This window comes from Streptomyces sp. NPDC034670, assembly GCF_055574875.1.
The window spans coordinates 19,279-27,174 of sequence record NZ_JBVITR010000051.1; the positions used below are offsets into that span (position 1 = coordinate 19,279).

The following is a 7,896-nucleotide window of genomic DNA, read 5'->3' on the forward strand; positions in this document are numbered from 1 at the left end:
TCATCCCACTCTACCTGCGCCGTCCCCTGCCCCCCCCCCCCCCCCCCCCCTCCCTCCCCCCCCCCCCCCCCCCCCCCCCCCCCCCCCCCCCCCGCCACCGGCCGCGCGATGCCGCTGTGCAGCAGGTGGCGGGTCTGCCGCACGGCGTCGCCGAGGCGCAGGGCGAGGCCGGACGCCGCCCCGTACAGGTGCCGCACCGGCTCCAGTCGTTCCAGGCGCGGCGCGAGGGCCGACAGGGCGATGGCCAGGGCCACGCCGGACCAGGCGAGGGGCCCCAGCGGGGTGCAGCCGAAGAAGTGGCTGACGCCGGGGGTCTGCACGAGGGCGGCGAGCACCGCGGCGGAGCCCAGGGCCGTCGCCCACACCAGGGGGCTGCGGCGGCGGCCGGAGAGGGTCTGCGCGAGCTGCGCGCCGACCACGCCGCACAGGGCCATCGTGGTGGAGCGGCGTTCGGTGCCGGGGGTGAGGCGGCCGATCAGGTACGCGGTGACCGCGCCGAGGCAGGTGGTCACGCCCCGGCGCCGGATGGTGCGCAGCAGGGGCGCGCCGAGGACGTCGAGGCCCATCGGGCCGGTCGCGGCGTGCTCCGCCGTCGCGGGGTCGTCGCTCGGGGTCACCGCCACCGCCATGGCCGGGAACATGTCGGTGAGCAGGTTGACCAGCAGGAGCTGACGGGTCGACAGCGGCGAGGAGCCCGCCAGCAGGGTGCCCAGCACGCTGAAGCCGACCTCGCCCGCGTTGCCGCCGATGAGGATGCTCACCGCGTCGGCGACGCTGCGCCACAGGGCACGGCCCTCGGCGACGGCGTCCACCAGGACCGACAGGTCGCCGGTGGTGAGGACGATGTCGGCGGCGTTGCGGGCGGCGGCCGAGCCGCGGGCCTCGATGCCGACGCCGACGTCGGCGGCGCGGATGGCGGCGGCGTCGTTGGCGCCGTCGCCGGCCATCGCCACCACCCGGCCCGCCTGCTGCAGGGCCTCCACCACGTGCAGCTTCTGCTCGGGCGCGACCCGGGCGACCACGGCGGCGCCGTGCAGGGCGCGGGTCCGGTCGCGCCGGCCCATGGCGACCAGTTCGTCCCCGGTGACCACCTCGGTCTCCTTCGGCCAGCCCAGTTGCAGGGCGATGGCGCGGGCGGTCTCCGGGTGGTCGCCGGTGAGCATGACGGGCAGGATGCCGGCGCGGCGCAGTTCCGCGAGGAGCTCCTGCGAGGTGTCGCGCGGGACGTCGGCCAGGGCGATCAGGCCGGCGAACTCCAGGTCCGCGAGGTCGGCGTCGAGTTCGGCGGCGGCGTCGGCCGTCCGGCGGGGGCGCCGGGCGACGGCGAGGACGCGCAGCCCCTGCCCGGCGAGGTCGTGGGCCGCCCCGGTCGCGTCGCCGGGGAGGTCCCGGCAGGCGGGGAGCACCGTTTCCGGGGCGCCCTTGACGACGAGGAGCCCGCCGGTGTCCGCTCCGTCGCCGGACTCCCGTCCGACCGCCGCGGCGTAGCCCCGGCTGGCCTCGAAGGGGCGTTCGCCGTCGGCGGTCCAGGTGTCGTCGGGCGGGGCGACGTCGAGGACCGCCTCGTCGGTGGCGTGCGCGACCCGGCGCCCCTCCCCCGTCTCCTCCTGCGGGCAGGCGCGCGCGGCCAGCCGCACGACCGGTACGGCCCGCCCGTCGTCCGGGGCGAGCACGGTGCCGCCGGCGGTGGCCACCCTGACCAGGCGGAGCCGGTTCTCGGTGAGGGTGCCGGTCTTGTCGAAGCAGACGGTGTCGACCCGGCCGAGCGCCTCCAGGGTGCGCGGGGTGCGGACCAGGACGCCGCGCCGGGACAGCCGGCGCGCGGCCGCCATCTGGGCGACGGTCGCGACGAGCGGCAGTCCCTCGGGGACCGCGGCGACGGCCACGGCGACGCCGCCGCTGACCGCCCGCCGGATCGGACTGCCGCGCAGCAGGGCCAGCCCGGTCACCAGCGCGCCGCCGGTGAGGGTCACCGGCAGGGCCTTGCGGGTCAGTTCCTGCAGCCGCGCCTGCACGCCGGCGGGCGGCGGGGTGCGGGCGGCCAGGGCGACGGCCCGGCCCGCCTCGGTGCGGTCGCCGGTGTCCACCACGAGCGCGACCGCCCGGCCGGCCACGACGGTGGTGCCCTCGAAGACCATGCAGGTCCGCCGGGCCACCGGCGCGCCGGGGGTGGGGTCGAGCCCCTTGGTCACGGGCAGCGACTCGCCGGTGAGCGCCGACTCGTCGACCTCCAGTCCGTCCGCCTCCAGCAGCCGCGCGTCCGCCGGTACGACGTCGCCGGCGACGAGACCGATCCGGTCCCCCGGCCGCAGCCGGGCCGCGTCGACGGTGACCGTGTCCCGGCGGGACTCCTGCCGGCGTGCCTTGGGCCGCTGGCGGGCGGCCAGCCGGGCCAGGGCGCGTTCCGCGCGCAACCGCTGCAGGCCGCCCGCCACCGCGTTGAGGTCCATGGCGCCGACGACCAGCAGCGCGTCGACGAGCGAGCCGAGCAGCGCCGAGGCGACCGCGCCGGTGGCCAGGACGGGGGTGAGGGGGTCGTCGAGTTCCCGGCGGACGGCGCCGGCCGCCTCCCAGGTCCAGCGGGCGGGGGCCGCGGCCGGCGTACGGGCGAGCCGTGCCGCCCGCTGCCGCGAGCGGTCGGCGAGCAGGGCGAGTCCGCGGGGTGGTTCGGCGTCGGTGCGGAAGGTCCCGATCAGGTCGCGGGCCTCGTGCGGTTCCAGGGCGTGCCAGGGCACGTGCAGCCGGGGTTCCGGTGGCGTGGCGGTGGCCACGCGCACGGCCGCGGCCACGCCGGCGAGCAGGGCGCCGGCCGCCGCGGCGTTCACGGGGGCGTGCCGGGTGAGCCGCCGCCAGAGGCGGCCGCCGGGGGTGCCGCCGCGGGCCACCATGAGCCCGGACAGGGCGGCGCCCGCCCGGGCCAGGGTCTGCGAGCGGCGGCCCACCCGGCGCGCCGCCGGGATGACGGTCAGCAGGCGCCACACGTCCCCGAGCCCGTTGGGGGCGAGCAGGTCGGCGCCCCAGGCGACGGCCGAGCGCCCGTCGACGAGGGCGACGGCCACGTCGCCGGCGGGCAGTCCGTCCGCCGCGCCGCCGTCCTCGCCCACGGCCACGCGGGCGACGCTCACCACGATGCGCCCGTCGTTCTGCAGGGCCCGGACGACGTCGGCGAACGGCAGGTCGGCCGGGGCGACCTCGTCGGCCATGCGGGTGATGTCCTTCAGGTCGGAGCCGCCCGTGATCACCACGTGCAGTCCCGCCCTGCGGGCCGCGTCGAGCACGGCTTCGGCACAGGGGTCGACCGGATCCTCGAACACGGCGGACGCGCCGTCGGGGGCGGCGCCGTGCCGCGGGCGGCTGCGCAGGGCGTCGGCGTGCAGGACGAGGGAGTCGGCGATCTCCAGTTGCCGCAGCCGCTCCCGGCCGCGCACGAGGACGCCGGCGCGGGCGAGGTGGAGGCCGAGGGCCGCGTTGAAGGCGGCCGGGCCGTACCGCGCGGCCTTGGGCGATCCGGCGAGGACGGCTTCGGCGGCCTCCCGCGTGTCGTGGGTGACGAGCAGGGTGGCGGCGGCGCCCGCGACGCTGCCGGTGCCCGCGTTGGCCGCGTAGGCCTGGGCGGGCGTCACCCGCAGCGGCGGGCGGGTGACGGCGGGGAGGGGGATGCTGGTGCGCCGCTCGTGGCAGAGGTCGTCGTGCAGGGCCTCGAAGGCGGCGGCCCTGGCCACCGCCTCGGCCAGCTGGCCGGTCTGCAGCAGTCCGTCGAGCACCAGGGAGACCGGGGACTGTCCGGCGCCGTGCGCGGCGGCGTTGGCGGCGGTGAGGACCAGCTCCATGCCGCTGCGGCCGAACCGCTGGCGCAGCAGGGCGCGGAAGCGGGGGTTCTCGCGCAGCAGGGTGACGGCGGCGGTGACCCCCTTGGGGCTGCGCGGCAGCCGCAGCGCCCGGCCGGTCAGGGCGCCGGCCGCGCCGGCCGCGTCCAGCAGCAGCGCGGCGGCGGCGACCCGTGCCTCGCGGGGGTCGCCGGGGTGGGCGGCCCCGTCGCCCTCCTCCGGTTCCTCCGGGCCGGTGTCCTCGGCCAGTCCGAGGCGGGAGGCGAGCGCGACGGCCCGCTCGGTGACGCGGTCGCCCGCCGCGTCCGTCACCGCGGTCACCACCAGACGGGACAGCCCTTCGTCCCAGTACGCCGTCAGGACGTCCGGGTGGTCGAGCAGTTCGGCGGCGACCTTGCGGGCGAGCGGCCCGACGGCTCCGCCGGGGGACCGCAGGGCCAGGTGGACGCGGTGCCCGGCCCGCCAGTGCCGGTCGCCGCCCAGGGCGTTGCCGGCGACGTGCCGGATGCGGCGTGTCGTGTCGTGGACGGACGTGAGGCCCCGGGCGGTGGAGCGGGCCGCGCCCGCGGCGGCTCCCGCCACGGTTCCGGCGAGGGGGGCGACGTCGAAGTGGATGAGCATCGGAGGCTGTCCCGTGGTCCCGGCTCAGCCGGCGGGCCGGTCGTCGTGCGGCTGACCGTGGTGCGTGGTGGCCTCGGCGACCTGCTTGAGCGCCGACGCCGTGGCGGTGTCACCCACCTTGGCGGGCTGCTCGTGGACGGGGGGCTCCGCCGGTTCGTGCCGGTGGCGGGAGAGGGACAGCCGGTCGCCGGGGCCCCGGTCGGCGGGCTCCGGCTCCTCTCCGGGCCGGGCGGGGGAACCGGCCGGGGAGCCCTGCCGCCCGCCGTCGTCGGCCGGTGCGCCGCCGACGGAGGACTCCGCGCTCCCCGTACCCTCCATGTCCTCTGCGCCCTCTGCGCCCTCTGCGCCCTCTGCGCCCCTTGTGCCCTCCGCGCTCTCCGTCTTCCCCGCCCCCTCCGTGCGCGGTCCGGGGCGCGGCTGGGTGAGCCAGGCGACGGCCGCGCCGGTCAGCGCCACCGGCCACTCGACGACACCGGCCACGCCGAGCACGCCGGCTCCCGTGTAGACGGCCACCCGGCGCCCGCGCGGGGACACCGCGCCGATCGCGTCCAGGGCACCGCCGGCCACCCGGCCCACCTGCTCCGCGCCCGGCAGGTGCCGCAGCCCCGAGGCGACGGCCCGCAGCGGCTGCGGGAGATCCGGTGAACGGGACGTGTTCTGCTCCATGTCGACCTCCACAGCCGCGTCGCCCAGGGACTCTCTTCGCATTCCCTGTCTTATGCCCCATATTCGACCGTGACCGGTCCCGGCGCTTTTCCTGTACGCCCCGCAGGGGTCCCGGGACTTCCCGGAGCGCTCCCGGGAGGGCTCCGGAGGCGACCCCCGAGGGGGCCGGAGACAACGGCGGCGCGCGCTCCGCACGACACGCACCCCGCCCGTGTCGGAGCGGGCACACCGGGTACTAGTGCGGCGTGCCGGTGCGGCACACGGAGCCGTCCGATCGGTGGGAGGAGTGGTCATGACGGAGAACGGTGAGGACGCCACGCTCGTCGGGCGCCCGGGACCCCCGGATCTCCGCCTGGCCACGGACGCCCCCGGACAGACGCCCCCGGCCGCCGCGACGCCGTACGACGGACGGTCCGGGGAGGAGGGCCCGGACCTGCCCCGCGACCGCAACCAGGCCATCCTGGAGGCGGCCAAGCAGGTCGGCGCGGTGCTGAAGCGGGGCGGCCACCGCTTCGCGCTGGCCGGCAGCGTCGCCGTCTACGCCCACGGCGGCACCGGGAACCTCCAGCACGACGTCGACTTCTGCGTCCGCCCCGAGGACGCCGAGTCCGTGGCCGTCACGCTGCGCGAGGCCGGGCTGACGGTCTACACCCCGCCGGAGGACTGGCTGATCAAGGCCACCTGCTTCGGGCAGGACGTCGACATCATCTTCGAGCTGGCGCACCGGCCCGTCTCCGCGGCGATGCTCGACCGGGCGGAGGAACTCCCGGTGGATTCGGTGCTCATGCCGGTCCTGGCGCCCACCGATCTGCTGTGGAGCCTGATGGCCGCCTTCTCGGAGCACCACTGCGACTTCGGCGCGGTGCTGCCCATCGCCCGCACCCTGCGCGAGAAGGTCGACTGGGAGCGGGTGCGGCGCGACTGCGGCGACGAGCCCATGCCCGCCGCCTTCTTCTTCCTCCTGGAACGCCTGAACGTCATCTGACACGTCCGCGGAAGGAACACCCATGAACGCCCACGACGCCGGACCCGCAGGCGGCCCGTCACCGGCGCGGAGCCCGGAGTACCGCGTCGCCCATCTCCAGGACCGTCTCGCCTCCGGCGAACTCGGCGAGCTCGGCGTGCGGATCGAGGTCCGCGGCGAGACCGTCCTGGTCACCGGGACCGTCCCCTCGGCCCGGTGCCGCGAGGAGGTCCTGAGCACCGTGCGCGAGGAACTCGCCGGGCTCGAGGTGCACTGCGACATCGTGGTCAGCGAGGCCTCGTCGCCCGACCACGCGGAGGAACTCTCATGATCCGGATCGCCGCCGTCGGGGACATCCACATGGCGCCCGAGACCCGGGGCCTGCTGCGTCCCGCCTTCGACACCCTGCCCGAGTGCGCCGACGTCCTGCTGCTGGCCGGGGACCTCACCCGGCACGGCACCCCCGAGGAGGCCCGCGTGGTGGCCGACGAGATCCGGGGCCTCGGCGTCCCGGTGGTCGCCGTGCTCGGCAACCACGACCACCACGACGACCGGCCGGACGAGGTCGCGGCCCTCCTGCGGGACGCCGGCGCGCACGTCCTGGAGGGGGAGGGGACGGTTGTGGACGGCGGGGGCGCGCGGATCGGGGTGGCCGGCACCAAGGGGTTCGGCGGCGGGTTCGCCGGGCGCAGCGCCGGGGAGTTCGGCGAGCCGGTGATGAAGGAGTTCGTCCGGCACTCGCGCCGCTGCGCCGACGGCCTGCGGACCTCCCTGGAGCGGCTGGGGGAGGAGGGCTGCGACGTGCGGATCGCCCTCACCCACTACTCCCCCGTGCCGGAGACCCTGGCCGGCGAACCGCTGGAGATCTACCCGTTCCTCGGCAGCTACCTGCTGGCCGAGGCGATCGACACGGCCGGCGCCGACCTCGCCGTGCACGGGCACGCGCACGCCGGCACGGAGCACGGCATGACCACCGGGGGCGTCCGGGTGCGCAACGTCGCCCAGCCCGTCATCGGGCGCGCCTTCCATGTCTACCACCTGCCGGCCCCGGAGCGTCCCCGCGTCGGCGCCGGCGTGGGGACGGCGACCGGCTGAGCCCGGCCGCCCCGCCGCCCCCTCCGGCGCCGCCGGTACGGACCGGCGGCGCCCGCCGCTGTCGCGGCCCGGTCCGCGTACCGCCTCCCGTGTGAACACCCCGTAGGGCGCGCCGACTTCACATCTGATGTCTGCTTATCATGCAGACTCCGCGTCCCGGGCCGGCGTCGCCACCTCGCAGCCCGGGACGCGGCCCGCGCCCGCCGGCCCGCGCGGGACGGGGGCCGGGACCGCCCGCCCGCCGCGCCGTTCGTCCGCCGCCCCGCCCGCCTCCGTACGAGGGGACACCGGACGGGGCCGTCGGACCGTCTCCGACGGCCCCGTCCGGGCGCGCCTGCGCCCCGCGCGGCCCCGGCGCCCCGCCGCCACGGCCGCCCCCTCCGCCACCGGGACCGGTCCGCCCGGGGCGGCCCGGGCCGCCCCGGCACCCCGGGCCGCCTCCTGTCCTGCCCGGTTACTGCACACGGCGCCCCTTCGCCCACCAAAGCGCGAAAGCGGACCGTCCGCGAACATCACCCCCGGCACCGCGGGCAAGGCCTAGGGCGTGTGCCGAAAGGAGCGTCGTCCGCCCGGAGGGCAGGCCCGGCGACGCCCGGGACGTGCGATCGCGAGGCGGAGGCCCGCCCCGGTACCGGATGTACCGGGGCGGGCCCGGCAACGCGGCGGGTATGTTTGCCCGGCGTTGCCAGGGAGAGGGGACTTTCGCCACACGCCCCAAGGGTG

The 7,896-nt window shown here is 77.8% G+C and carries 5 protein-coding genes; 3 read left to right on the forward strand and 2 right to left on the reverse strand.

Annotation, left to right across the window (positions count from 1 at the left end; all coding sequences use genetic code 11):
• Together ACZ56B_RS26925 and ACZ56B_RS26930 are read right to left on the reverse strand one after the other, a co-directional pair.
• The coding region (locus ACZ56B_RS26925; protein WP_468795852.1) for an HAD-IC family P-type ATPase at window positions 1-4,448 on the reverse strand (4,448 nt) is incomplete at its 3' end.
• A gap of 24 nt (window positions 4,449-4,472) precedes the next feature.
• On the reverse strand, window positions 4,473-5,156 hold the full coding sequence (locus tag ACZ56B_RS26930) for a hypothetical protein (RefSeq protein WP_468795855.1): 684 nt from the start codon (window positions 5,154-5,156) through the stop codon (window positions 4,473-4,475).
• A gap of 250 nt (window positions 5,157-5,406) precedes the next feature.
• On the opposite strand from ACZ56B_RS26930, the gene ACZ56B_RS26935 reads away from it, so the two are divergent.
• The 3 genes from ACZ56B_RS26935 to ACZ56B_RS26945 are packed head-to-tail and all read left to right on the forward strand — an operon-like array spanning window position 5,407 to window position 7,173.
• Window positions 5,407-6,099 (forward strand): nucleotidyltransferase family protein, encoded by a 693-nt coding sequence (locus tag ACZ56B_RS26935; RefSeq protein WP_468795858.1) that lies wholly within the window; start codon window positions 5,407-5,409, stop codon window positions 6,097-6,099.
• Window positions 6,100-6,121: 22 nt separating this feature from the next.
• On the forward strand, window positions 6,122-6,409 hold the full coding sequence (locus tag ACZ56B_RS26940; protein ID WP_468795861.1) for a BON domain-containing protein: 288 nt from the start codon (window positions 6,122-6,124) through the stop codon (window positions 6,407-6,409).
• Window positions 6,406-7,173, forward strand: coding sequence for a metallophosphoesterase family protein (locus tag ACZ56B_RS26945; RefSeq protein WP_468795863.1), 768 nt, complete (start codon window positions 6,406-6,408; stop codon window positions 7,171-7,173). Before ACZ56B_RS26940 ends, ACZ56B_RS26945 begins: the two co-directional genes overlap by 4 nt.
• The last annotated feature ends 723 nt before the right edge of the window (window positions 7,174-7,896 follow it).

What these genes read in the sequence shown, in the direction of transcription:
- ACZ56B_RS26930 (WP_468795855.1), bottom strand. Translation starts at nt 5,156, where the DNA reads ATGCGAAGAGAGTCCCTGGGCGACGCGGCTGTGGAGGTCGACATGGAG.
- ACZ56B_RS26935 (WP_468795858.1), top strand. Translation starts at nt 5,407, where the DNA reads ATGACGGAGAACGGTGAGGACGCCACGCTCGTCGGGCGCCCGGGACCC.
- ACZ56B_RS26940 (WP_468795861.1), top strand. Translation starts at nt 6,122, where the DNA reads ATGAACGCCCACGACGCCGGACCCGCAGGCGGCCCGTCACCGGCGCGG.
- ACZ56B_RS26945 (WP_468795863.1), top strand. Translation starts at nt 6,406, where the DNA reads ATGATCCGGATCGCCGCCGTCGGGGACATCCACATGGCGCCCGAGACC.